Source organism: Streptococcus sp. HMSC072D07, assembly GCF_001814835.1.
Taxonomy (GTDB): Bacteria; Bacillota; Bacilli; order Lactobacillales; family Streptococcaceae; genus Streptococcus.
Genome location: NZ_KV818066.1, coordinates 85,693 through 109,054, shown reverse-complemented (window position 1 = coordinate 109,054; position 23,362 = coordinate 85,693). Strand labels below are relative to the sequence as shown.

17 protein-coding genes are annotated in these 23,362 nt (G+C 43.6%); 1 reads left to right on the top strand and 16 read right to left on the bottom strand.

The window, feature by feature from the left end; translation table 11 throughout:
- Positions 1–38: 38 nt before the first annotated feature.
- The 8 genes from HMPREF2991_RS05345 to HMPREF2991_RS05305 form a co-directional block, all read right to left on the bottom strand.
- Entirely contained in the window at positions 39–728 is a 690-nt protein-coding gene (locus tag HMPREF2991_RS05345) for a CPBP family intramembrane glutamic endopeptidase (protein WP_070569498.1), read from the bottom strand.
- Between the two features lie 160 nt (positions 729–888).
- On the bottom strand, positions 889–2,373 hold the full coding sequence (locus tag HMPREF2991_RS05340; RefSeq protein ID WP_000800429.1) for an ABC transporter substrate-binding protein: 1,485 nt from the start codon (positions 2,371–2,373) through the stop codon (positions 889–891).
- A 108-nt stretch (positions 2,374–2,481) separates the two neighbouring features.
- Entirely contained in the window at positions 2,482–3,405 is a 924-nt protein-coding gene (locus HMPREF2991_RS05335) for a carbohydrate ABC transporter permease (RefSeq protein WP_000818344.1), read from the bottom strand.
- 13 nt (positions 3,406–3,418) lie between these two features.
- Positions 3,419–4,348 (bottom strand): ABC transporter permease, encoded by a 930-nt coding sequence (locus HMPREF2991_RS05330; RefSeq protein WP_000714584.1) that lies wholly within the window; start codon positions 4,346–4,348, stop codon positions 3,419–3,421.
- 200 nt (positions 4,349–4,548) lie between these two features.
- A complete protein-coding gene (locus HMPREF2991_RS05325; RefSeq protein ID WP_070569501.1) occupies positions 4,549–6,429 on the bottom strand; it encodes a beta-N-acetylhexosaminidase in 1,881 nt (626 codons plus the stop codon).
- On the bottom strand, positions 6,423–7,292 hold the full coding sequence (locus tag HMPREF2991_RS05320; protein WP_070569504.1) for an ROK family protein: 870 nt from the start codon (positions 7,290–7,292) through the stop codon (positions 6,423–6,425). The genes HMPREF2991_RS05325 and HMPREF2991_RS05320 overlap by 7 nt, the downstream gene beginning before the upstream one ends.
- Before the next feature lie 96 nt (positions 7,293–7,388).
- A complete protein-coding gene (locus HMPREF2991_RS05315; protein ID WP_070569507.1) occupies positions 7,389–10,034 on the bottom strand; it encodes an alpha-mannosidase in 2,646 nt (881 codons plus the stop codon).
- Between the two features lie 242 nt (positions 10,035–10,276).
- Positions 10,277–11,557 (bottom strand): glycoside hydrolase family 125 protein, encoded by a 1,281-nt coding sequence (locus HMPREF2991_RS05305; protein WP_070569510.1) that lies wholly within the window; start codon positions 11,555–11,557, stop codon positions 10,277–10,279.
- A gap of 170 nt (positions 11,558–11,727) precedes the next feature.
- On the opposite strand from HMPREF2991_RS05305, the gene HMPREF2991_RS05300 reads away from it, so the two are divergent.
- Positions 11,728–13,815 carry a GH92 family glycosyl hydrolase gene (locus HMPREF2991_RS05300; RefSeq protein WP_070569512.1) on the top strand — a complete coding sequence of 696 codons (2,088 nt, stop codon included), beginning with the start codon at positions 11,728–11,730 and terminating at the stop codon, positions 13,813–13,815.
- A 36-nt stretch (positions 13,816–13,851) separates the two neighbouring features.
- Here HMPREF2991_RS05300 and HMPREF2991_RS05295 read toward each other — a convergent pair whose 3' ends face one another.
- The 8 genes from HMPREF2991_RS05295 to dltC form a co-directional block, all read right to left on the bottom strand.
- A complete protein-coding gene (locus HMPREF2991_RS05295) occupies positions 13,852–15,531 on the bottom strand; it encodes an alpha-L-fucosidase (RefSeq protein ID WP_070683703.1) in 1,680 nt (559 codons plus the stop codon).
- Positions 15,532–16,056: 525 nt separating this feature from the next.
- Positions 16,057–17,562, bottom strand: coding sequence for a zinc ABC transporter substrate-binding protein AdcA (locus tag HMPREF2991_RS05290; RefSeq protein ID WP_070683630.1), 1,506 nt, complete (start codon positions 17,560–17,562; stop codon positions 16,057–16,059).
- A gap of 9 nt (positions 17,563–17,571) precedes the next feature.
- Positions 17,572–18,378, bottom strand: a complete 807-nt coding sequence (locus HMPREF2991_RS05285; protein ID WP_070683628.1) for a metal ABC transporter permease — start codon at positions 18,376–18,378, stop codon at positions 17,572–17,574.
- On the bottom strand, positions 18,371–19,075 hold the full coding sequence (locus HMPREF2991_RS05280) for a metal ABC transporter ATP-binding protein (RefSeq protein ID WP_001269482.1): 705 nt from the start codon (positions 19,073–19,075) through the stop codon (positions 18,371–18,373). The genes HMPREF2991_RS05285 and HMPREF2991_RS05280 overlap by 8 nt, the downstream gene beginning before the upstream one ends.
- The gene (gene adcR / locus HMPREF2991_RS05275; protein ID WP_001249328.1) at positions 19,075–19,515 is read right to left on the bottom strand and encodes a zinc-dependent transcriptional regulator AdcR; all 441 of its coding nucleotides are present in this window, start codon (positions 19,513–19,515) and stop codon (positions 19,075–19,077) included. Before adcR ends, HMPREF2991_RS05280 begins: the two co-directional genes overlap by 1 nt.
- Before the next feature lie 149 nt (positions 19,516–19,664).
- Positions 19,665–21,716 (bottom strand): cell surface ecto-5'-nucleotidase Nt5e, encoded by a 2,052-nt coding sequence (gene nt5e / locus HMPREF2991_RS05270; RefSeq protein ID WP_070683626.1) that lies wholly within the window; start codon positions 21,714–21,716, stop codon positions 19,665–19,667.
- Between the two features lie 142 nt (positions 21,717–21,858).
- The gene (dltD, locus tag HMPREF2991_RS05265) at positions 21,859–23,127 is read right to left on the bottom strand and encodes a D-alanyl-lipoteichoic acid biosynthesis protein DltD (RefSeq protein WP_070569524.1); all 1,269 of its coding nucleotides are present in this window, start codon (positions 23,125–23,127) and stop codon (positions 21,859–21,861) included.
- Entirely contained in the window at positions 23,120–23,359 is a 240-nt protein-coding gene (dltC, locus tag HMPREF2991_RS05260; RefSeq protein WP_000351972.1) for a D-alanine--poly(phosphoribitol) ligase subunit DltC, read from the bottom strand. The genes dltD and dltC overlap by 8 nt, the downstream gene beginning before the upstream one ends.
- Between the last annotated feature and the right edge of the window lie 3 nt (positions 23,360–23,362).

Sequence of the window (23,362 nt, the reverse complement as noted above, 5' to 3'; positions counted from 1 at the left end):
ATAAAAAAACTATAATTCCTAACTCTCATGCTAATATTTTACCCAAACACCCTATGTAAAAAAGTCAGCAAAAATGGCAAGGTCGCTACAATATTATTGATCACATGCACCGCATAGGATGGATAAATGCTCTTGGTATAACGGGTCAAACCAGCAAAAATGATTCCAGATGTTGCAAAGACGAAGATATCTAACAGACTAGGAAGGCTTGAAAAATGAGGGAGAGCAAATAAAATAGAAGGAAGAAGCAAATCAAGACCAAATCGCGAATCTTTAAAAAAGGCGTGTTGCAGTAATCCTCTATAGATTAACTCTTCCATCAGTGGAACCAGAAAGAACAGGGCTATATAAATACCTAGCTCTGCAAAATTAGTCCCACTATAACCAATCAATACAGCCCAACCTTCCGCAGTTGACTGAACATGTTTAGCTGTCTGAACGTTAAAAGAGATCTGGAGCACTACCACTAATACTGTCAAAATCGAATACCAAAGCCATTTTTTTCTTGGAATGCGAAAGAGATAACCGTGCCCTGTCTTAACCAGAATCCAAATCATGACTCCGCTAAATAGCAAACTCAAGATATTTTGAATCCAGAAGAAATTGCCAATCTGGGAAGAAAATTGCCAATAGTTTTGGACAATAAGCGTCAGCTGGCAAAGGCCAAATACGAAAAATAGGTAAGAGAAGACAGCACTCATTTTGAAAAGAAGACGATATTTTTTCATAATAAATCCCCTATAGATGTATGTGTATCACATCGCATAAACCCTCAGAACAACTGTTTTCATTTTTACATCCTAAAAATCACTACCTCCCCTAGAGAACTAGGGAAGGCAGTGATCACATTTTTAGGAATTAGGAATGAATACACGAAATCAATCGTTCTTATGATTTTTTGTTTTTCAAGAATTCGTCGTATTGTTTTTGCATTTCGTTCAATACTTTTTCGTAGGCACCTTCAGATTTCAATTTTTCCATCAATTCTGGGATTGCTTTATCTGGGTCTACAGTACCAGTGTTGATAGCTGTATCGAATTGTTGCATTGTGTTAGAAATTGCTGAGATTTCAGATTTCACATTGTCAGTGTTAAAGATGAATCCAAGTGCTGGAGATTCTTTAGCTTCTGCCAATTGTTTCTTAGAATCTTCGATTTGTTGGTCTGTAACGTTTTCGTTGATGTAAAGAATCCAGTTGTTACCAGTGTTCCATCCACCCATGTGAGTATTTCCTTTGTAGCCATCAAGGACGCGTACACGGTTTTCTTTACCTTCAATTTTTTCCCAGTTCTTACCTTCTGGACCGTAAACAAGACCGTTCAAGAGTTCTGGGTTTGTGTTCAAGAGATTCAACACTTCCATTGATTTTTCTTTGTTCTTAGAGTTGTTTGAAATAACAAAGTTAGCAACTTGTGTTGTTTGGTTTTTCTTGATAAAGTTAGTGATTGGTTTGATTTGGATATCTTTGTTAGCAACACGTGAGAGCAAGCTGTTACCGTAGTCAGCTGGTCCTACTGTTTCTTCACGAACAAACCAAGTATCTTGTTGAAGGTCAAATGAAGTGTCGCTTGTTGCTACGTCTTTTGGAATGTATCCAGCTTCATAGAATTTGTGAAGAGTCTTCAAATGTTCTTTGAAACGAGGCACTTCGTAACGGTTTACGATCTTAGTAGTGTCTCCTTCAAGGTCGATAACAAATGGAAGTCCGTTTGGTACTGGGTAGTCAAAGTTATCAGATGGGATAAAGTTCTTCGTAACCGCAAATGGTACTACATCTGGAGCTTTTTCTTTAATTTGTTTCAAGACTGGTTCAAGTGTTTCGTATGAAGTGACACCTGAAATATCGATACCGTATTTAGCAAGAAGAGTTCCGTTGAAGGCAAAGTTTTGAGATGATGCAACGTTAGCTGCAACTGGTACTGCATAGATCTTACCGTTTACAGTGTTCCCTTTGATGTAAGCTGGGTCAAGTGCTTTGTAAAGCTCTGCTCCTTCTTTTTTATACAATTCTGTCAAGTCAGCATAAGCACCTTTTTGAGCATTTACGACATAGTTAGATGCAAATGCGATATCATAGTTTTCACCAGATGATGTGATAACAGACATTTTCTTATCATAGTCACCCCATCCAAGGTATTGGATATCCAATTTAGCACCGACTTTTTCTTCGATGATTTTGTTTGCATTTTCTAGCAATTCATCCAAGTTGTCTGGTTTGTCACCGATTTGGTACATTTTGATTACAGGTTTTTCACCTGAAGTAGTATCTGCAGCTTTTTTGTTGTTACCTGTAAGGTTTCCACAAGCAGCAAGACTTGCAGCCAAAGCGACTACGCTAGCAGATGCAAAAGCATATTTTTTCCAGTTTTTCATGATAAAAACTCCTTTTTTTATTTTTAAACTTATAAACGATTTAATGATTTGTAACTTCAGTCACTAAGATGAAGTTGGGAAGGGAGAAACGGTGTTTCTCAATAAGTGCTATTCTTTCACACCACCGATTGTCAACCCTTTAACAAAGTAGCGTTGGAAGAATGGATACAGAATCGCGATTGGAAGGGTTGCAACCACAACCATGGCCATACGACCTGTTTCTTTTGGTAGAGCAACTCCCAGTTGGCCAGATAGGCCGACTGCTTTTGCAATGTAGTCCATATTTTGCTGGATTTGCATAAGCAAATATTGCAATGGATACAAGTTGTCACTCTTGATGTAAAGAAGGGCGTTGAACCAGTCGTTCCAGAAACCAAGAGCTGTCAAAAGCGTGATGGTTGCGATACCTGGAAGTGACAATGGCAAACAAATCTGGAAGAAGATCCGAGCTTCACTGGCACCATCGATACGAGCAGATTCGAGAATGGCTTCTGGAATGGTCTTCTTGAAGAAGGAACGCATCAAGATGATGTTGAATGGTGAGAGAAGCATTGGAACAATCAAGGCCCAAACGGTATCACCCAGTTGAAGCAGGCGAGTGACCACGATATAGCCCGGTACCAAACCAGCATTGAACAACATACTAAGAAGAGCGAAGATCGTAAAGAATCTGCGGTACTTAAAGGTTGTCCGTGAGATGGCATAGGCATAAGTGGTTGTAATGAAGACGTTGGTCACTGTTCCGACTACAGTTACAAAAACTGAGATAAAGAGCGCTTGGAGGATCTTATCTTTAAACTGAGCTAGGAACTGGAATCCATCTACACCAAACTTCGAAGGGAAAAAGCTATATCCATACTGGAGAATGCTCTTTTCATCTGTTACCGAAATGATGATAACGAAGATAAATGGCAAGATACAAGAAAGAGCGATCAAACCAGAGATAATACTAAAGAAGATATCTGCTTTCTTACTGAAGGAGTGAATGCCGACATTATCGATTTTTTCTTTTTTAATTTTCTTTTCTGCCATATTCTCCTCCTTTCTAGAACAAAGCTGAGTTTGGATCAACTCGTCTTGCAAGCAAGTTTGATAGGATAACCAGAATCAAACCGACTACGGATTGGTAAAGACCGGCTGCTGAGGCCATACCGATATCTGCTGTCTGAGTCAAACCATTAAAGACATATACATCCAAAACGTTGGTTACATTGTAAAGCTGACCAGCATTGTGTGGGATTTGATAGAAGAGACCAAAGTCTGCACGGAAGATATTTCCGACTGCAAGGATGGTCAAGACTGTTACAAGCGGAGTCAACTGAGGAATGGTTACGTTGCGAATACGTTGCCACTTGCTAGCCCCGTCCACTGTTGCTGCTTCGTAGTAGGTGGGGTCAATTCCCATGATCGTCGCATAGTACATGACACTGCTATATCCAAAGCCTTTCCAAATACCTAGGAAAAGGAGAAGGTATGGCCAAATGCCTAAGTCAGCGTAGAAGTTGACTTCCTTCATGCCAATGGATGTTAGGAAATGGTTGAAGACCCCTTTGTCAATGTTTAGGAAGGCATCTGTAAAGAAACTGATGATAACCCATGACAGGAAGTAAGGGAACAACATAGACGTTTGGAAAATTTTAACCATTCTCTTAGAGCGAAGCTCGCTGAGGATGATGGCAATCCCTACTGATACAATCAAACCGATAAAGATAAAGCCGAGATTATAGAGAACGGTATTTCGAGTGATGATAAAGGCATCTTTTGAACTAAACAAGAATCTGAAATTATCTAACCCGACCCATTTACTATTCACAATACTATCTATGAAACCATTACTGGTCATATGGTAGTCTTTAAAGGCGACCACATTCCCAAATACTGGAATGTAAAAGAATAGAATCAACCAGAGTGCCCCTGGTAAAACCATCAAGAGAAAGATCCAGTTATCTCTCAAGGTCTTTGAAAACTTTTTCATAATTTCCTCCCTTTTTATTCCTAAAAACTGATTTCATCGAATTTTTAGGTTTGATAACGATTACATTATTAGTATACTCCTATTTGAAGGTCAGGTTAAACTACTAATTATAGAAAAAACTCCACAAATTATTTTTTGTGGAGAAGTTTTTTATAAGAAATAGGTTTCACGAGAAACACTCTGACTCGGAAAAGATGCCTTTAAGTCGTATAAATCGTCGATGCGGTCGCAATAGTATGCCACTGGTTGGCTGTAGTGGCTGCGAAATCCTTGTCTGCGTAGAAGTCAGTAAATGGTAAGATTTCAACCTCTAACTCGTCGATGCGGTCAATCTGTCCTGCCAGATAAGCCTCGATGCGGCTTTCTGCGCGTTTGATGCGTTGCAAAAGTCCGCCCATACGGATATCAACCGTATCCAAACCAAAGACCTTGTTTTCTTTCAACCATTGACGGCTAAAGAGGGTATGGAAATGTTCGATTTGGCTTCTAAGTTTTGGTAATTCTTGTCTTGCGATTTCTTTCAGATTTTCTTTATCATCCGCTTGGTAGGCCTGACGAATGCGTCGGCCCACATCCACTTTACTACTTAAAATCTGGTTCAACTGGGCCTGAGTTTCAAAGAGATAAGAGTAGGCGCCAGCTTTTTCTTTGATTTCAGCAAGCGTCTCAGCAGCCTGAGCGAAGTGCGGCTTGTCCTGTTCAGGTGTCATGTGCTGGTCAAGAATCGGGCAAAGAACATCCTGATAAAAGACGTAGCGGTTGGGATTGATCCCGCTGAGATTGCCTGGTAGGTCTGGCAAGAGATTAGCTAGGTCAATCTGCATAAAGTCCTCAACCGAAAGACCTGTATTGGTCTTGAAGTGAGCAGACAAACGGTCTAGGTCATTGCGGTAGCTGAGTTCTGCCCAGTTTTGCAAGCTGGGTAGGATAGAAAACTGAGCTGTCTCGCCACCATTGTCCCCCCAACCAGTCACAATGACTTCCTTGATTTGATTGGCACGGCAGGCTTTATTGGCCTCAATAGCGATGAGACGGCTGAAATGGTTGTGTGGGGTAAAACCAATCCATTTCCAAGCCCCGCCTGCGAATGCGATATCTTGGCTAATCTTGTGGTGATTGCGGAAGTTACGGTTGTATTTTTCTTCGCTATCTTGGTAATAATCCCAATAAACCAAGGTTACACGATCTTTGAGACGGTCTAGGTAGACACGAGTTTCCTCAGGAATTTCCACATCGCGGTCGTACTGGCCATCTGCTGACATGAGTTTGAAAAACATGTCACTCCACATTTGGCAGTGGAAACCATACTTATCGGCAATATCCAGCACGCGCTCCAAGTGTTGGCACATGAGGAGACTACGGTCCACAACACCGTTCAAAATGAGGTAGCGCCCCAAACCAACCAAGTGGGCTTCGTCCATCCCGATATTGACCTTGCGTGTCTGCAGTTTAGACAGAGTGGCAAACATCCCGTCAATCAAATCATAAACCTTTTTTTCGCCAATAAGGAGAATATCCTCCACATCACGGAGTTCTTGCACTTCCTTAACCCCCCATTTGACGAAGGCCGACAAGTGGGCCAAGGTCTGGATACAAGGCACAAAGGTCATGTCAAACTGCTGGGCGTAGGCTTCTATTTCCTGCAACTCCTCAGCCGAGTAGGCACCACGGAAATAACCAAAGTAAGGTTGTCCCTCAATCTGATAAGTATCTTCCATGTAAAGCTCAAAGGTTGAGTAGCCCATGAGAGCCAAGACCTCAATCATCTGCTTAGCAGAAGCGACATTCAGCACCGCATTTCGGGAACAGTCTGCCATGTAGGCCAAATCTTCATAAGCCGCCTGCTCCCCAATCGCTACTTTGTCACCTTCTACTAGAGCTGTTGCTAGCACTGACAAGGCACGGTAGAGTTGATGGGGTTTGCGATAGGTTAGTTGATAGTGCCCACTTTCACCCTTGATAGAGATAGAGGCTTGGTCAGACTGAGCGACTGCAACTTCCACATCTGGTAAAGAGATATGCTTTGTCAGCAAGTCGATTGCCTGAGTTTGTTTGGGACTAAGCCCCGTAAATCTTACCATTGGTTTTCCTCCTGTAGCCAGTTGACAAGGGCACCGTAGAGATTGGCATCTGCATGATAGGTGCAAGCTTGGATAACAGGTGCGACCGTGTATTCTTCGTAGGTTTCGACAAATGCTTCGACAGCTTGTTTGACGCCTTGGATAAAATCTGGATTTTGACTGATGGAGCCTCCCAGACTAATGACATCTGGATCGATCAGATACTGAATATTGAGCAAGCCTTGAGCTAGATTACGGTTCATGCGCTCAATGGCTTCTTGGCAAAGGGCATTTCCTGCTGCGGCCTCTTGGTAAATCTTGCGACCATCCCAGTCAGTCTGACCAGATTTTTCAATCACGTATCGAACCATGTTCCCTGTAGATGCTAGTTGCGACCAGTTGTTGAGCTTTTCTGCTGGTGCAATGGTTGTCATATAGCCAAACTCTCCTCCCAAGCCGTGACGACCACGGTGAAGTTTGCCATTGATAATCATGGCACCGCCAATTCCTGTCCCAATCACGACACAGGCTGCATTTTCAATCTCTGGGTGAGCCAGCAGTTCACTCAGTCCAACACAGTTGGCATCATTTTCTAGATGGATAGGGAGTTGATGATGAGCAAGGGTCTCATACCAAGAAAAGCCATGGATGTAAGGTACGGCACTGATTCCCTCAATGACACCTGTTTCTTGATTGACCGCGCCTGGAACGCTCATGGCAATGCCCTTATAATCTTTCTCTGCCAAGCATTGGTCTAGCCAAGTCAGTAAATCTTCTAGGGTTTCTGGTGTCGGTGTACTTGTCTTATCTAGTATTTTTCCATCAGGAGTCAGACTGGCAAACTTAATCCCAGTCCCTCCGATATCAATGGTTGCAATCGTCATATTTTCACCAAAAAAGGGACGAATCAGTAGTTAATCCTTACTCTTTCGCCCCTCCTTTCTATCTCATAGTATTCGTTATCAAACACTTTAAAACTGTTAAATGTCTTCTTTTTTAATCAATTCTGTACGAATTTCTTGTGGCGCTAAGAGTCCTGAATGAACGGGATATGGTCGCTCAAGTAAGTCAAGAATGGTTTGTTGGTGTTCTGATATGCGAACATTTTCTTGACTCATATTGTAGTAACGGAGGACATATCCTTCTTCATTTTCCGCCACTTTAAAGGCTGTTGGGCAAACTTGTGGTAAGCTGAGTGCCGCATGACTCAAGAGGCTACCAGTTGCAGCAACACTTCCTTCTTGTTTAGCAACTTGAAGACTAGTGAATGGTGTTTGGAAGGCTTTAGCACGACGGAAGGCTGAGAAGCGCTCCCCTGCTTGGTGGCATTCAAGTGTAAACTCGACTTCAAACTCACGCAAGCATTGAGCCTCTGGTGTTGGGAAGTAACCCCAGTCACCTAATTCACCTGAGGCACGAAGAATGGTCACGGCAATGGTATCGTCTCCAAGGATTTCGTACTCATGCAATCCTTTATTTGCCACCGTCACTCCTTTTTCATCATCATAAAGGCTGACAAAGGCTTGTTGGTGTTGTGGATTTTCAGGATTTTCCCAAGAAGCAGCTGGTTTGTTTGGTCGTGTCACCACCTCATAGATGCTTTCAGAGTCATTGCTTGGACGTGTGTTATGAGTCTTAACCAAGAGACGGATACGGTGGTCCTTGGCTGTGTTAGTAAAGCGAGTCTTGAAGCGGATTTGTGGATTATCAACAAAGACGGTCATCTCTGTTTCCAGAGGAAGAGTTGTCAATTCTTCTGAGCGCCCAGCTTCACGCGTCATAAACTCGATGATGCCTCTTTGTTCCGCATCCAGTTTTTCGTCTGCACTTACTGGAATTGTCAATTCATGCTTGAGCAAAATCTTGGCAAAACGTGCTGTATTTTCCAAGACTTCACAGCCTTTTAGCTCGGCGTAGATAGGCTCTGTTCCTTTTGGTTGGAAATAGATGTACTCATTTCCAATGTCACCACGGTCTTCAAAGCGAATAACATCTTCATAAGCTTCATGAGTTGTCTTGTCGTAGACCGTGATGTTTTCATCCACACTGACCGTTACAAATGGCGTATCAATCACTCCATTTTGGTAAATACCGTCACGGTGTTCTTGTTCTCCTTCAAGCAATTGGAAGGTTGTCCAAGAAAGTGATGCTAGATGAACAGGGACTGTCACGCGCACTTGTCGAGCGATACGAGCCTGACGGAACTTGTCTTTTGGCAAATCATACTCAAAATTAGCTCCCAAATCTTCGATTTTCGCTTCTACAGCATGTCCTTCCAAGTCTTCGACACGGTAGCTTGGCAAGGTCAAGGCTGCCATCTTCTTATAGCCTTCTGTTGGGTGCAATTCTTTGAAATCACAAGTCGCTACATCAATCACGGTGCTGACCGTATCAACCTTGTCGTGCAAGCCTGTGTTGATGACGGTAAAGAGACGGTCGCTTTGCGCTTCGTGGGTTGCAATTTTACCCTTCCACTCGTTGAGAAGGTTGGTCTTAACGAAATTTCCAACTTGGTTGACCTTGGCAAAACGTGTTTCCATCTCACGGTGAACCTCGTCCACACTACAGCCACAGATACTGTCATGGGGCGCATTTTGTAGAAGGACTTTCCAAGCATAGGTCAACTGGTCCTTATGATTGTGACCACCAGTGATGACAGTCAATGGCTCCACTACTTGTTCTAGGAGATTGCTATTTTCTTGGAAGGCTTGTTTGAGGTAAATGCGTGATGAAGAAGTGTTGGCAAGCGTGTACCAACCATCTGTTTCCTGACTGGTCAACTCACCTGTAACTGTTGATAACTGCTCTGGCAAAGCACTTTCTACTGCATGGACATAGTCATCAAAGGAACTATGAACAAAAGTCACATCTGGGAAGAGTTCATTTGCCACACGAATGGCTTCACTCAGATTGCGCTGTACAGGCTGGTGATCACATCCGTTCATCATCAACCATTGGTTTGTCGAAGCGTAGTCACGCACGTCTGACAATTTTTGTTTCCAGAAAGTTAGGGCCTCGTCCTTATCAACTGGAATTTCATTCCCGTTACTGTACCAGTTGGCAAAGAGGATACCGAGGACACGACTTCCGTCTGCACCCTGCCAGTACATTTCTGAAAACTGGGAAGTAAACTGCTCATCTTCGAGGACTTGGTTGTCAAACCCAATCGGCTTCACACCACGCCCAAAAGCTGCCACGTGAATGCCTGATTTTTGAAGGATTTGAGGAGCTTGTCCCATATTTCCAAAGGTATCTGGGAAGTAACCAATCTGGGTTGATTTGCCCCATTTTGCACATTCTGCTTGACCAATCAAGGTATTGCGAACATTGGCTTCACTAGAAATCAAGTAATCATCCTGCAAGATGTAAAAGGGACCAATTTTGAGTTTGCCTTGGTCGATGTAACCTTGGACTTTGTCGCGATTTTCAGGGCGAATTTCCAAATAGTCATCAAGGACAATGGTTTGGCCATCCAAGTGGAAACTCTTGAACTCAGGGTCATTTTCAAAAAGGTCAAAAAGATTATCAAATAATTCCACCAACTGCATACGGTGGCTTTCAAAAGGTAAGTACCACTCACGGTCCCAGTGACTATGTGAGATAATATGTACAACAACATTTTCCATGAAGTAAAACCTCATTCTAAATTTAAATTTTAACGTTTTAAATGTAAAGGTGTGATTCTGACACGAATCGGTGAAACTAAAGCGAGCTCCTTATACTCAATAAAAATCAAAGAGCAAACTAGGAAGCTAGCCGCAGTCTGCTCAAAGCACTGCTTTGAGGTTGTGGATAGAACTGATGAAGTCAGTAACCATACCTACGGCAAGGCGAAGCTGATATGGTTTGAAGAGATTTTCGAAGAGTATTAGCGAATATCCAGATAATCCAAGACTAATTCACAGAACATCATGTTGGCCCAAGAGAACCATTCACGTGAGTAGAGCGTTGGGTCATCCACGTGGAAGCTTTCATGCATAACACCTGTTCCACCATCGCAGGCAACCAGCTGATCCAGCAAGTATTTTTTCTCTGCCTTATCTCTTGTTGTCAAACCTTGGATAGAAAGGGCAATGGGCCAGATATAGCGATAGAAGGTATGAGAACTTCCGAGACCACTAGCATATTCACCTTGGTAGAAATATGGATTTTCAGGGCTCAGAATGGTACGGCGTGTGGCTTGATACACTTCGTCTTCAATGTCGCAATAGCCCAGATAAGGCGCAGCCAGCAGACTCGGTACATTTGGATCATCCATGATGCTAGCATTTCCTAGGCCATCCACTTCAAAGGCGTAAATCTTTTCACCCTTGCTGTTGGAGGTATAAGCGTAGTTTTCGATTCCTTCTTGAATCTCAGCTTGCAGACGTTTAGCGTCTGCCACGATGTTTTGGCTATCAGCTAGGTCTAGTTCTGCAAAGATTTCTTGCACATAGCCCAAGACGACTACGGCAAACATATTGGACGGAATCAAATAGCTATACTGGCAGCAGTCATCACTCGGACGAAAGGCTGACCAGGTCATACCTGTCACTGCAAAGTCAGGTCCAAATCCATCATTTACCAAGGTATCTTCCTTGCGGTCTGTATCCCGAACAAAACGATAAGGAGAATTCTTGTGGTCTTGTTCCACCATCCACAGATGAAGAATTTCCTTGGTCGCTGCGACAAAAGTCTCATCAAATTGACTGGTCTCGCCAGTCTCTTTCCAAAGGAGATAAGCCAACTGCAAAGGATAGCAAAGCGAGTCCACCTCGTACTTGCGTTCCCAAATCCAACCATTAAGGTCGGTATGGTCAGTCTCGTGGTGGCCCTTCCAGTTTTCCTCAATGTTAAAGGAGTTGGCATACGGATCTTTGAGTACTAGGGTCATTTGACGCTTGACCAAACCTGCAATGGTCTGACGCAAGAGAGGATCTTTTTTTGCCACATGCAGGTAGGGTCTGAGTTGGGCTGTCGAATCCCGAAGCCACATGGCAGGAATATCCCCTGTCAGTACAAAGGTCGAGCCATCTTCGAGGATTTCAACTGTATTGTCCAAGGTGTCTGTATAGCAACGCTCGAAGACATCCACCCACTCCGGATGGTCCTTGACCCGCTCTGCTACTTCATCCAGCCATTCTCTAACAATTTCTTTCGAATAAATCATCGTGCAGTTTCCTCTTTCAAACAAGTTTCATGTTCAGTATATAGTTTTTGAGACAGAAAATACATACACAAATGATAGTCATTTTTCTACAAAATTGCTTACTTTCGAACCCCATATCTAAAGGTCTCATTTTTCTGATATAATGTAGAAAAACAGCTAAAGGAAATACCATGAAACCACTACTTGAAACCATCGATACCCGCTTTGGTACTGCTAGCAAGCATGCCTTCTCTCGGGGAAATACCCTGCCTTACACAGGCGTGCCTTTTGGGATGAATTATTTTGTGCCCCAGACCAGCGATCAGGAGGGAGCTTGGTTTTTCGATCCGCATCTGCCCATTTTTCAGGGGATTCGATTAACTCACCAGCCCAGCCCTTGGATTGGGGACTACTCTTGGCTCCTTCTGACACCTGTCACAGGTCAGCTTGGGGGAGACCGTCTCTTTCACCGCCAGTCTTCTTATGATATAGATAAAGCTTGCTTCCAGCCTCACTATTTGAAACTCTTTTCTCTGCGCTATCAGATTGAAACCCAGCTCACACCGACTTGCTATGGCGCTTCTATTCGTTTGGAACAAAAGCAAGGCAAAAACCTCTCCCTCTATCTTCACGTAGCAGATGAACTGACCGTAGAGCAAGTAGATAAGCGGACTCTTGTCCTAAGACAAGAAGGCAAAACTGAGACCAATAAAAATCCACTGATACTCTTCACCGCCCTACAAATAAATACGGATATTCTTGCTGTCAACCAAGAAAGCGGAAACTGGCGGATTGACTTCGCAAATAGCCATGCCGAGATTCAACTAGCGACTTCCTTTATTTCTCCTTCTCAAGCGCTGCTCAATCTACCTCAAACGGACTTCGATAGCTGTAAAGAAAATGCACAAGCGGACTGGGAAAATCTCCTCCATCGTTTTGATATTATGGAGACAGGAAAAGCTGACCGAACCTTCTTTGATCACTGCCTTTACAGACTCTTCCTCTTCCCACAGACTTTTTATGAGGTTAATGAATCAGGGCAAGCCATTCACATGGACCTGACTACTGGTACTGTCAAACCCGGCGTCCTCTTTAGCAACAATGGTTTCTGGGATACCTTCCGCACCACCTTCCCCCTCTTTGCCCTTATCATACCGGAGCACTATCACCACTTTTTAGAAGGTTTCCTCAATAGCTACCACGATACTGGATTCCTGCCAAAATGGCTGGCCCCAGATGAACGTGGCATGATGCCTGGTACCCTGCTAGATGGCGTTATCGCAGATAGCGCCTGCAAGGATATGGCCCCCGACTTGGAAGAAGAACTCCTCCAAGCCATGCTTGAAACAGCCACCAAATCCGACCCTCTCGGCATCAATGGCCGCCACGGACTAGCCCAATACCAAGAACTTGGCTACCTCTCTACCGACCACCACGAAAGCGTCAGCCACACCCTAGACTACGCCTATAGTGATTTTTGCATCGCCAGCTGTGCCGAAAAACTAGGTCAGAATGACATCGCGGAAACTTATAGAACTGCGTCTCAAAATTACCGTCATCTATTTGATGCTGAAACAGGTTACATGCGAGCGCGTGATTATCAAGGAAACTTCCGCCCTGACTTCTCTCCCTATAGTTGGGGACGCGACTACGCCGAATGCTCTGCCATTCAAGCGACTTTAGGCGTCCTCCATGACATCCCAGGCTTAATCCAGCTTATGGGTGGAAAAGAAGCCTTCAGCAATTATCTTTTGAAAGCCTGTCAGGACGCTCCTCTCTTTGAAACCACCGGCTATGGTTACGAGATTCATGAAATGAGCGAGATGGCAACAGCTCCCTTTGGACAACTCGCCATCTCTAACCAGCCTAGCTTCCACATTCCATATCTCTTTCGCTACAGCAACCACCCAGACTACACTGCCCTTCTCATCAAGACCTTGCGTCAAAAAGCCTTTCACCCCAGCTGGCAAGCCTATCCTGGCGATGAGGACAATGGCAGTCTCTCTGCTTGGTATATCTGGTCAGCTCTGGGATTCTACCCAACCTGTCCAGGCAAACCAAGTTACGATCTCGGAATTCCTCTCTTTGACCATCTCCGTATCTACCTGGCTAAGGAAAATAAATGGCTGGATATCCATGCCAAGCAAAACCACAGCCACTTCAACTTTGTCAAAGAATGCCGATTGGACAAGACCATAGTATCTAGCCTTCAACACCAAGACCTCTTGAAAGCTGAGCAACTGACCTTCACCCTCAGCTGGCTACCAAATCACTCCTAACCAAAAGAACCTTTGCATCGCGCAAAGGTTCTTCTTTTATGAAACTTGGACCTGAAGCTGGTCAACCAGCTGACCATCTACTGTCAAATTCAGATAAAAATCTAAGCTTTTATCTCCTGCAAAATACAAGGTTGGTAGCGTTAGCCTTTTTTCAGTCTCACCAGCTTGAAACGTAAGGACTTGAATCTCGTCCCGATAGGCGACACCATGCACACCTGTCCCTGGTTGAATCGAAATCTTAGCTTCTAAAGGACTGCTAAATTCTATGCGCTTCACTGTAAAGTAGACATTTTCTCCCTTGGTCACAGCTAGACTTTTTTCTGAAAACTCTAGTTGCTGAACAGTTTCTTTTTTCGACAAGGTAGGTGTTTTATAGAGTGAAATCTTGGTCAACAAAGGCAAAGCCTGTGCCTCTGTAATGGTCACGCGTATCTTCTGCGCCTCAACGACTGATCCTCGTAAGAGACGTTTGTAGCCAACAGTATAACCAGAGCCAAACTCCTGCCAGACGCCATCCAACTCTACCTGAACATGGAAAGCAGCGATGCGTTGCCCCAGCTTCAAATCTTCTCTTAACTCAATCACATCAAAAGTTTTAGGTGATCCTAAATCGAGCTCTAATTGGATTGGCAACTCTGCATCACTTGCCCAAGAACTAGCCTCCAGTCCATCTGTCAGATGATGACAAGCAAAGTCTGATGATAGAGCCGGACCAGATACCTTGGCTCCCAAAGCCAAATCCTCTTTATAGAGTTCGTCACGGTAGACAGCAAATTCATACAGTCGCCGGATATCTTTTTCGTCAAAGAGGCCATCTTGGTTCGGTGGGATATTAAGCAAGAGTGGAGTTCCCCGCCCTACCGAGTGAAAGTAGATTTCGACCAACTCCTCGAGAGACTTGGGGTCCTGATCCTCATGGTAAAACCAGCCCGGCCGAAGAGAAACATCTGCCTCACCGATTGAAAATAGCGTCCCAAAGGGGTCTCCTTGCTGTAGATAATCTAATTCCTCCTCTGTTCCTAACTGGTCTGGCTTGACTTTTTGCCACAAGGGATCCCCTGCATAGCCTCGTTCATTTCCAATCCAGCGAATACTAGTTCCCTCAGTTGAGAAAATCAAACAATCGCCCTGCAAGTCACGAATGGTTTCAAACCAAGTCTCAAACTCATAGTTGACTTGCTGGGCCCCTTCTCCTCGAGCACCATCTATCCACACCTCAGTGAACTTACCGACATTCCCATAGGCAGGATTTGACAAAATTTCCTTCAATTGAGCCAGATAGTAGGCATTGTAGTCCGCTTCTCGGTCCACGTGATAGAGGGAACTGTGAGCATCCCAAGGAGACAAATACACTCCCAAATCCATGTCAAACTCAGTCGCAGCTTGGGAAACCTCAAGGAGCAAGTCCCCCTTTCCATCCCTCCAAGGGCTAGCCTTGACCGAATAGTCTGTATGGGCTGTCGGGTAGAGCACAAAACCATCATGGTGCTTAACCACCAAAATCAGTTTTTTAAAACCCGTTTCTTTGAGTACCCGAACCCATTCACGCGCATCCAACTTAGTCGGGTTAAAACGCATAGGATCCTCTTGCCCACTTCCCCATTCCTGGTCATAAAAGGTATTGGGACCAAAATGGATAAAGGCAGCTAGTTCATCCTCTAAATAAGCTAGCTGGGTCTGACTTGGTAATGGTCCATGCGGCTTTATTTTCGTCATCATCTCATATCTCTTTCTCTGATTATTTCTCTTGTTCCCAAAGTTATCCACAGGTTGTGGATAAGAAAACCTGCCTAAAGACTAGTTTTTTCAGTCTCTAGCTCACCTGTCACCCTAAACAGACCTTTATCAAATAGCTCTGTACTAGGGTTTATACTAGCTTTCCAGAAATTCACTAACATACGGAACTATTTTCAGGATACTTCAACACCCTGAGTTGTATGTCATTTTCCCCTAGACTTATCCACAGACTGTGAATAAACTATTGTTCCGGACTGCTCTCTCCTTGACTATAACAAAAAGCGATAGTAGCGTCAATATGACGAAGATTCCTTCCTAAATCCCCTGAAAAGATTCTATAATTTGTACAATCGTAGCTTTTGCATTCGCCAGCTAGTGAGAATCAGCCAGTAGAAAATGACCTCTTTATCACATTGTGAACAGCACAACTGTGGTACTATAATACCTAACAACCTAATCGTTTCCAGCAAAAAATCCCGCAGATTTGCGGGATTCTCTCTTGCATCAATGCGCCAACATTTCTTGGGCGATTTCTTGGCCAGATAGGTTATCTGGGTAGTAGGTTGGCCAGTTTTCCATCTCTTCAAAGAGGGCTTCTTGGCTAGTACCTCCAAAGAAGATATGGAAATGTTCTGCCTTGACTGGGGCGATATTGTGGTCACTAAACTGAACGTACTTGAACTGTCCAGCATCCGCATCTGTCGCTTCAAAGAGGAAGCGCACGCCACGATTGCCTTTCTTATAAGTCAAGATTTTCTTGCCGACATACTTGTAGGTGAACTTCTTGCTTTGACCACCTTGAACAAATTCCATAGTGTTGTCCGTGATGTTGATCTTAGTCACATCTGTCTGATAGCCTTTTCTATAGTAGGCCTTGTACTCATCCTTGGTCATCTTACCAGTCAACTTAGCCTTGTAGTCAAAGACTTGATCAAAAGTTCCATCCTCAAGGAAAGGATAGACCGACTGCCAGTTGCCAACATAGTCACTCAAGGTACGGTCCTTGACATCTGCATCTTCAAAGTAACCATTGTGAACTGTCTTGGTATTTTCTTCCTTCTCTGGCTCGATTTCTGGTCCTTCTTGGTCCGTTGTCTGCTTCAAAGCCTTGAGGTTTTTCTCCATCACGGAGATGTAGTCCTCACCGGCCTTGGTTGCTTCTTCTGTCAGACTTTCTAGCGGATTGAGCACGTCTAGTTTGACACCTGTTTCTTTTGAAAGTGTATTGGCGAGGGCTTGTGAGGCATTTTCTTCAAAGTAGATATAAGAAATCTTGTTTTTCTTGATATACTCGGTCAATTCTGCCAAACGTGCTGCTGATGGCTCTGCATCTGGTGAGAGACCTGAGATGGATACTTGCTTGAGACCGTAGTCTAAGGCAAGGTAGTTAAAGGCAGCGTGCTGAGTCACAAAGCTCTTTTGTTTGGCTTGAGACAAGCCATCTGTGTAGGCCTTGTCCAATGCTTGCAATTTTTCAATATAGGCAGCCGCATTCTTCTCAAAAGTCTCTTTTTTATCAGGATAATCTGCTGACAAGCTGTCACGGATATGCTCTACCAGTTTGATGGCGCGTGCTGGTGAAAGCCAAACGTGGGGATCGTAGTCGTGATGGTGACCTTCACCACCATGATCATGCCCTTCCTCTTCTTCCTCACCACCTGGCAAGAGGAGCATATTACCTGTCGCCTTGATGGTTTTCACCTTTTTCTTATCCAAGGATTCTAACAATTTTGGAACCCAAGTTTCCATGTTTTCATTTTCATAGACAAAGGTATCTGCATCTTGGATTTTAGCAACTGCCTTGGCAGACGGTTCATATTCGTGAGGTTCTGTACCAGCACCGATTAGAAGTTCTACATTAGCAGTATCTCCTGCGACTTGCTTGGTAAATTCGTAGACAGGGTAAAAGGTTGTCACGATATTGAGTTTCCCATCTGCCTGTTTTTGATTGGAACAAGCCACTAAAAACAGGGCACATAGACTAGCTAGTAGTAAGCTCAGTTTTTTCATTTCATTCTCCTATTTGATAAAACGTTTCAGTAGACTGACTAACAAAAAGACAGCTACAAAGATAATGGTGATACTAGCGCTGGCAGGTGTTTCTGCATAGTAGGAAATATAGAGACCTGCCACCATTCCCAAAAAGCCAATAGCGCTGGCTAGTAACATAACGGATTTGAAGTTTTTCCCCAGACGAAGGGCAATACTAGCTGGCAAGACCATAATGGTCGACACCAAAAGGGCTCCTGCAGCTGGAATCATAAGGGCAATGGCCACCCCTGTCACCATGTTAAAGAGGATAGACATGGTACGAACTGGTAAGCCATCCACAAAGGCCGTGTCCTCATCAAAAGTCAGGATATACATTGGTCGCAAGAACAAGAAAGTCAAGAGCAAAACGACCGTAGCAATGGCAAAGAGGAATACCACCTGCTCCTGGCTAATGGTCACAATCGAACCAAAGAGATATTGGTCCAAACTCATGGAGCTCGAACTTTTGCCCTTACTCATCACGATAAGGGAGACTGCAAGCCCTGTAGACATGAGGATGGCAGTCCCGATTTCCATAAAGTTCTTATAGACTGTCCGGAGATACTCTAGAAAGACCGCAGCGATCAAGACAATGGCAATGGTTGAAATAGTTGGAGAAATTCCCAAAACCAGACCAAAAGCTACCCCTGACAGAGAAACATGACTGAGGGTGTCACTCATGAGACTCTGACGACGTAAGATAAGGAAGGTCCCAAGAACTGGAGAAAAGAGACTCATGGCAATGACCGCCAAGAAGGCACGCTGCATGAAGTCATAAGATAACAAACTAAGCATGGTCCACCTCCTGGTCGCTTTCGTGAACGTTGAAACAACGCCATGGCGAATCTTGGTTACGAACTAGATGAATATTGCGATCCGCATAGTCCTTGACCTCCTCAGGGTCATGGGTAATCATCAAAACAGCCTTGCCATGATGGTGGGCACTATGGTGCATGAGTTCGTAAAATTCATTTTTGCTTCCAGCATCCATCCCTGTTGTCGGCTCATCCAGGACAAAAATATCTGGGTCAGAAGCAAACATCCGGGCAATCACTGCTCGTTGCTTTTGCCCCCCCGAGAGGGACCCAATTCGTTTGTCACGATGTTCCCACATACCAACTGAGTCTAGACTAGCCTTGATATGCTCCTCATCATGAGCATTCAAGCGACGGAACCAGCCTTTTCGTGGATAACGACCCGACTTGACAAATTCATAAACCGTACTTGGAAAGCCAGCATTAAAACTGGCTATCTGCTGAGGAAGATAGGCTATCCTAAGCTTTTTCCCATGAGTATTTGTCTTTGAGATGGTTACCTTACCAAATCTTGGTTGCAAAATGCCTAGGCTCGCCTTGATAAGCGTTGTCTTGGCAGCTCCATTTTCACCAGTCAGGGTGACAAACTCCCCACTATCAACACTGTAGTTGATATGTTCGAGGACAGGTTCCTTGTCATAATAGAAAGACAAGTCCTCTACTGTAATATACCTCATTATTTGATTTCTCCTACTAAAGCAGTTAAAAACCGCTGGATAACTTCTTGTTCATTTGGAGTAAACTGACTTGCTACTTGTTCATAGGCTAAGAGCGTGTGTTCATGATGATGGTGGTGTTCCTCTGCCACTGGTCGAGCTAGTTCTGTCAGTTGGTAAAAGATCACACGCGCATCTTTGGGATCTCTGGATGTCTCTAACATACCCTCTTTGACCAAAGATTTGATAGCCTTGGTCACTGCCGCCTGACTGACATTAAGGCGACGGGCCAACTCCGAGTTGGTTAGGGATTCTTCTGACAAGAGCATGAGGATGTGTTCCTGAGTATTGGTCAAGGCAACGTCACTCGTGCAATGCCCGATTAGAATTTCATGCTGGTTCTCAGATCTCAAGATCACCTCGTTTAAAAAGTTATCGATTTCCTGCGCAAGCTGTCTCATGTGTTACTCCTTCCCTAGCTATCTTTTTCGTAAAAAAACATAGATAGCCACCGATTCTTTACTGGTTAATTATATCATAAACCAAAAAAGAGTCAAGGGAAAAAGGCGTAAAAACGTTTCCCTAGACTCTTCTAGATGTAAAATTTAACCTATTTTTGCTTTGGTTTTCGACTCGATAAGATACCTGCCAAACCAGCTACCATTCCCATCAGGAGCAAGATGATGGACTGTTCACTTCCTGTATTTGGAAGGGCTTTTTCTGAGACAACTGCTTTCTTGCTAAATTGACCTGCCACCTCATAAGTAAGTGGTACATTTGTAGTCGCATCGCTAGCAGCTGCATTCGTTTGAGGCGTTTCTACTGGTAGACTAAAGTTTTTAGAATCCACAGAAATCGTCCGTGAGTTCGGATTGATCTTTTCATACTGGGTCAAATCAGCTGTTTTCAGATACTCTTCAAAGGCTGCATCCATAGAAGGACCTTCTTCTCGCGCACCACCTAACATCGTGTAGCCATCGCCACCTGCAGCTAGGAAATCATTGGTTGCAAGATAGTAGGTTTTTGCGAGGTCTAGAAGATCATAACGACCAGTCGTGCGGTTTTTGACCTGGATGGCCAAGACACGTTTGCCTGATGGTAGGTTGGTATCATAGTAGACCTTCACACCTGAAACTTGCAAGAAACCACCACTTGGCTCCAACAATGGTTGCCCGTTCTCATCCAAGACCTTCTTGCCATCCTTATCGACCTGCAAGATAGATCCGAGTGATTTTTCAAACATATCCAAAACTTGTTGCCCCGTCACTTGGATTTGTGAGATGGTATTTCCAAATGGAAGAACGGCAATGACATTTCCTTTAGTGATCGGTTTGCCTTTTGCAATAGTTTCACGCAAGCCACCGCCATTTGTCACAGCGATGTCAGTCGGATGGCTAAATCCTGTTTGACCATACTGATAGAGAGAGTCCGCTACGACGTTTCCGAGGTTAGTTTCACGAACCCGAACATTTTCACGATCTCCGTTGAGTTCCACAGGGCTGTTTGAGACAATCTCAACAGCATTTTCAGCATCGTATTTTTGTTTAATGTCTTTGACTAGTTTTTCAACTGTAGGATTAGCTGGTAATTTTTTAGCATCAGCAGCCGGAATCTGAGTTGGATTGCCCAAAAGCTGACGTGATTTGTAGGTGATTTTTCCTACATTATGAAGGTAGCTTCCCGTCTGGTTATAGGTAACATTATCTCCATAGGTCGTTGATTCTACTGTATGAGAGTGACCGTCGATTACTGTTACGCGTTTCCCTTTCAAACGAGGATTTTTAGAGAGAGCTTCTGCCAAGGTTGAACCACGCCACTCGACTGGAGTTGTGGTATCTACACCCAAGTGAGCAAGCACAACATAGTGTTTGTAGTCCTTACCTTCTGCACGAGCCTTGGCTTGAACTTCTTCGATGACCTTATTGACTTCAGAGATTGGATCTGTAAAAGTTACCCCTTTAATGTTTTTAGGGTGGGTTTTTGTAGCAGTTTCAGGTGTTGTCACGCCGATTACAACAAACTCATCACCTTCCACAGTCTTATCTTTATCAACGATTGTGGAAGCTTCAAAGAGACGAGCACCATTGACGTAGGTATTTGAACTAAGTAATGGGAATTTCAAGATTTCCTTGTATTTTTTAACTTCATCAAGACCAAAGTCAAACTCATGGTTTCCTACTGCCATGGCATCATACTGCATCTGATTGAGAATTTCAGCGCGTGCTTCACCCTTAGTAGAGTTGGAAATCGGTAAACCTTGGAAAGCGTCTCCCGCGTCAACAACCAGAGTATTTTGATTTGATTTTGCACGCTCCTGCTCAATGACAGTCGCTAACTTGGCATCTCCAATTACTCCTTTTTCCTCTACAATACGACCATGGACATCATTAGTGTGTAAGATAACGGTGTCCTTTTCTTCGCTTTTAGGAGATTCAGCAGGAGCTGACGGAGTTTCTGCAGGTGCAACCGCTTCTGAAGTTTCCGAAGTTTCCGGTACCGCAGGGCTCTCAACAGGAGCTGGAGTCGCCGACGTAGCAGGAGTCGCTACAACAGCTGAACTTTCTGCAGGAGTTGTTGCTTCTTCAGCGTATACTTGTCCAGCTAAGAAGGCTGGAGCTAACAGGGCTGTCGATAAGACAGGTAACAAAGAACGTTTGTTCATTTTAAAATCCCTTTCTTTTCTTTTTCTCTTTTATATTATACGCTATTTCTAAAAATTTTGAAACTTTTGACCTATTTTTATCTTAAATATTCGCCATTTAAACAAAAAAGCTTGGGTTTAAATCCCAAACTTTTAACTCATTTTATTGGAAATCTTTGATGTTCCCATCATAGGTCGCCCAGTCCTTGCTAAAGAAGCGGTCATTCATCTTATAGTCTGGAGCTGGAGTCGGATCCGTCAAGAAGGGATTGACAACCTTATCAAAAGCTAGCCAACCTAACCATCCTAGATGAATGGTATCCTTAACAAAATAAGGGTCCCCTCCATTTTTTGAAAAATCAGCAATATTGGTAAAACCCTGACTTTCTAATTGGTAACGAATTTTCTCCACTGCATGCTGGTACATCTCTTCACTGAGCCCTGTGTACTCCATCCACTTCTTGTTAACCGGCTGAATGACAAAGAGCACATTGACATTCGACTTAGCAAATTGATTGAGGACCAGCTGCAAATCATTGTACTCAGAGGACTTGAGGAAGTTGTAATTTTTTTGATACCCTTCCCATTTTTTTAAATCCTTTTGAATCTCTCTCGTATAGAAATGATTTTCCATCCCCATATCGTTATTGGTCGTATTTGCTTCTGCGTCCTTACGAACAATTTTTTCTAACTCATCATAAGAAAATTGATCCGGAAGATCTTTTAAATAGTTCTCCACGTGTTCCTTGTACTTGAGTTGTCCTCGAATGGAGAATTGTCCAAAGAGAGCGGATTGTTTTTCGTTGAATCGCGCAAAAATATCAATAGCAACCTGATCAACATCTGATAATTCTTCACCCTTTGACAGTTTTTGAACAATGCTTTTTAATGCAACATTAGGATTCTGCTTTAACAATCGAATAGCCGCATGCTTTGCAGCAATGTCACCAGATTGATTTCCCAAAAAAGCTGTCAATTGGTCGCTGTTAAAAAATCTCTGAAACGCTGCGGGTTCATAATCTGTCTCCGTAAACCACTGAGGCGAAATCACAAATACAGCCTGCTTATTCTCTATTTCTGGCAAAATTTGCTGTAGGCCAAAATATTGATTGAGAGAGGCTGCTCCTGCTTGACCTAGAAAGTAAGGACGATAGGGACGATGGTATTTTTCCGCTAAAACAGCTGGATGGACACTATCAAATCGAATCCATTCACTGGACCCTAGAAAAGGAATAAAACGCATATTTGGATCCGTAAGAGCCCTTACCTTTTGGCTTCTCTCTTTAAAACTCTCTGCACTAACAGAAGCCGCCGAGTATTTTTCCTCCGTTAGATTGTGGCTTGTTGTACTTGGATAAAAAAAGATGAGTAGCAGAACCAAAAACCCAGCAATGAAGATAGGCCCGAAGATCAGCCACAAGCGTTTAAGCATTCTTCAACTCCGTAATACCTTCTACGATTTTATTAGCCGTATTCCAGTCATCACGACCGAACTCCGTCACTGGAACACGAATGTCAAAACGGTTTTCAATCTCAACAATCAATTCAACCGTTCCCATGCTATCCAAGACACCGGCATCAAAAAGATCTTCATCCATCATGTCAGAAACATCTTCCATAAACAACTCATCAATAATTTCAATAACTTCTGATTTGATATCCATTTT